Origin of the sequence: Streptomyces sp. SID3343 (assembly GCF_009865215.1) — a bacterium.
GTDB lineage: Bacteria > Actinomycetota > Actinomycetes > Streptomycetales > Streptomycetaceae > Embleya.
Map to the genome: position 1 here is coordinate 1 of NZ_WWJX01000925.1, position 3,415 is coordinate 3,415.

Here is a 3,415-nt window from a genome sequence, read left to right on the forward strand (position 1 = left end):
GGCCAGGCCCGCGGCCGGACCGTACGCCGCCAACAGCCACGACCCCATGCTCATCGGCGACGTCGGCTTGAACACGCGCAGCATGTTGCCGAAGCGCTCCGGCCGACCCAGATCGTGCACGAGTGCCGCCGCGGACAGCGAAATCCCGCCCAGCGCCGCCACTTTGCCCACCCGCGCGAGCGCCGGCCGCCCGGTCGCCTCCGCGCCCGCCGCGAGCAACGACGACGCGCCCGCAAGGCCGCCCAGGAAGACGTAGCCGGCGATGTCGGTCGCCGCCCAGGTCGGCGCCTTGATGATCGGTCGGCCGTAGTACGACGTGGTCTCGACCTTGGGCACCATCCGGGCCTCGCCACGCGTCATCGCCGTCCTCCTCGGGACACGAACGCGGCCGCGACCCCGGCCGCCAGGGTGAGCGCCGCCGCGCCCGCGTGCTTCCACATCGCGGCCAGGTCGCGCGTGGTCACCACCGGGTCCGGCGGCAGCCCGTACACCTCGGGCTCGTCCAGAAGCAGGAAGAACGCGCCGTCACCGCCCACCCCGTCCTCGGGATCATGTCCGTACAAACGAGCCTCGGGAACGCCTTCGGCATGCAGTTCCGTCACGCGCGTCGCGGCCGCCGCGCGCAACTCGTCGAGCGGGCCGAATCGGATCGACTCGGTCGGACACGCCTTCGCGCACGCCGGTTCGGCGCCCACCCCGAGCCGGTCGTAGCACATCGTGCACTTGAACACCCGCCCGTCCTCGGGCCGTTGGTCGATCACGCCGTACGGGCACGCCGGTACGCAGTAGCCGCAGCCGTTGCAGATGTCCTGCTGGACGACGACGGTGCCGAACTCGGTGCGAAACAGCGATCCGGTGGGGCACACGTCCAGACACGCGGCGTGCGTGCAGTGCTTGCACACGTCCGACGACATCAACCAACGCATCGAGTCGCCGCCGCCCCCACCCTCGGCGCCCTCCTCGACCCCCACCGGCCGTTCCTGCTCGATGAAGGCGACGTGCCGCCACGTGCTCGCGCCCAACCCGACACTGTTGTCATAGGACATCCCGGTCAAGGCGAGCCCGTCCGCCGGCAGAGCGTTCCACTCCTTGCAGGCGACCTCGCACGCCTTGCACCCGATGCACACCGACGTGTCGGTGAAAAAGCCCATGCGCGGCGGGTGTTCGCCGCCCCAACCCGCCTCGCCCGCCGGATCCTGTGGCCCGCGACCGATGCCACCGATGAACTGAACCATCGTCAGACCTCCGTCCCCGTCTGCTCGGTGATTCCCGCCCGGCGGCGATAGTCGGCGACGAACCGCAACAGCTCGGGCCCGCGCGGACGCCGCCCCGGCCGGATGTCCGCGCTCATCGCCTTGACCTCCTGGATGTGCACGTTCGGATCGAGCGTGATCGAGGCCAGCTCGTTGGCCGCGTCGCCTCGACTCATCCCGTTGGGCCCCCAGTGGAACGGAAGCCCGATCTGATGCAGCGTTCGCCCGCGCACCGACAGCGGACGCATCCGTCGAGTGACCATCACCCGGGCCTCGATCGCCGCGCGAGCGGTCACCACGGTCGCCCAGCCCATGTGGTCGAGGCCGCGCTCGGCCGCCAGCTCCGGCGACACCTCGCAAAAGAACTCCGGTTGCAGCTCGGCCAGATAAGGCACCCAGCGGCTCATCCCACCGGCGGTGAAATGCTCGGTGAGCCGATGCGTGGTCACCACGAACGGGAATACGTCACTGCCGGGCTCGTCCCCGCTCGGATGCGAGCGGTTGTGCCGCCGATTGAACACCTGACGGACCGGATTACGCGAGTGCTGCGGATGCAGCGGATTCACGAACGGCGAGTCCTGCGGCTCGTAATGCGTGGGCAGCGGCCCGTCCACCAGCCCGGCGGGAGCGAACAACCAGCCCTTGCCGTCCGACTGCATGACGAACGGGTCGTCGCCCGCCAACGCCTCGGCGCCGCGCGCCCCCTCCGGAGGGCGATAGTGCGGCGCCTTGTCCGGCGGAAAGTCCGGCACGTCGGGCCCGGTCCACTTCCCCGCGTCCGCGTCCCACCGCAACAGCGCCTTGCGTTCGCTCCACGGCCTGCCGTCCGGGTCGGCCGAGGCGCGATTGTACAGGATGCGCCGGTTCGCCGGCCACGCCCACGCCCACTCGGCCGCGATCCAGTCCTGCTCGGTGTGCGGTTTGCGCCGCGCGGACTGATTGACCCCGTCCGCGTACACCCCGCAGTAGATCCAGCAGCCGCACGACGTCGATCCGTCGTCCGCCAACTCGGTGTAGGCGGACAGGTGTTCGCCGTTCGGCCCGAAGCCGTTGATCTCCGCGAGAACGGCCTCCGCGCTCGGGTCGTCGTAGCGTCCCTCGGTCGGATAGTCCCAGGTCAGGTCGAGCACCGCCCGGTCCATCGGATCGGTCGAATCGGCGAGTTCGGCGCGAATCAGCCGGCCCAGGTGGTACATGAACCACAGGTCGCTACGCGCGTCGCCGGTCGGTTCGACCGCCTGGTGATGCCACTGCAACCAGCGGTTGGTATTGGTGAACGAGCCGGACTTCTCGGTGTGCGACGCGGCCGGGAAGAAGAACACCTCGGTGCCGATCTCCTCGGTGCGCAACTCTCCCGTCTCGATCTCCGGCCCGTCCCGCCACCACGTCGCCGACTCGATCAGCGAGAAGTCGCGCACCACGAGCCAGTCCAACTCGGCCATCCCCAACCGCTGCATGCGCGCGTTGGCCGACCCCACCGCCGGGTTCTCGCCCATCAGGAAGAAGCCCTTGCAGACCCCGTCCAGTTGCGCCATCACCGTGTCGTAGGTGCTGTGCGAGCCGGTCAGCCGGGGCAGATGGCCGAAACAGAAGTCGTTGTCGGCGGTCGCCGCGTCGCCGAAGTACGCCTTGAGCAGGCTTACGGTGTACTTGCGCATGTCCGCCCAGTAGCCCTTGTCCGCCACCATCGCCTCGATGTACGCGTCCAGGTCCGCGTCGACGTGCGCGTGCGGCATCGGCAGGTAGCCGGGCAGCAGATCGAACAGGGTCGGAATGTCGCTCGATCCCTGGATGCTCGCGTGCCCGCGCAGCGCCTGGATGCCCCCGCCGGGCCGACCCACGTTGCCCAGCAGCAGTTGCAGGATCGACGCCGCGCGAATGTACTGCGCGCCGACCGAGTGCTGGGTCCACCCCACCGCGTACACGAAGCTCGCGGTGCGCTCGCGGCCGGAGTTCTCGGTCAGGGCCCGGCACACCCGCAGGAAGGTCGCGGGCGCGACCCCACAGGTCTCCTCGACGAACTCCGGTGTGTAGCGGGCGAAATGGCGCTTGAGGACCTGGTACACGCAACGCGGATGGGTGAGCGTGTCGTCGCGCGGGGCGTCCGCGTGCATCTGCGCGCCGCCCGAACCGTGCGACTCGCCGCGCCCGGCCTCGGCCAC

The 3,415-nt window shown here is 69.9% G+C and carries 3 protein-coding genes; all 3 read right to left on the minus strand.

What is annotated here, in order from left to right; translation table 11 throughout:
* The coding region (gene nrfD, locus GT354_RS28940; protein ID WP_161359322.1) for an NrfD/PsrC family molybdoenzyme membrane anchor subunit at positions 1-360 on the minus strand (360 nt) is incomplete at its 3' end.
* Positions 357-1,235: a 4Fe-4S dicluster domain-containing protein gene (locus tag GT354_RS28945; RefSeq protein ID WP_161359323.1), complete on the minus strand. Its 879-nt coding sequence runs from the start codon at positions 1,233-1,235 to the stop codon at positions 357-359. The genes GT354_RS28945 and nrfD, both read right to left, overlap by 4 nt.
* A gap of 2 nt (positions 1,236-1,237) precedes the next feature.
* A partial coding sequence (locus GT354_RS28950) for a molybdopterin dinucleotide binding domain-containing protein (protein ID WP_161359324.1) occupies positions 1,238-3,415 on the minus strand: 2,178 nt, incomplete at its 5' end.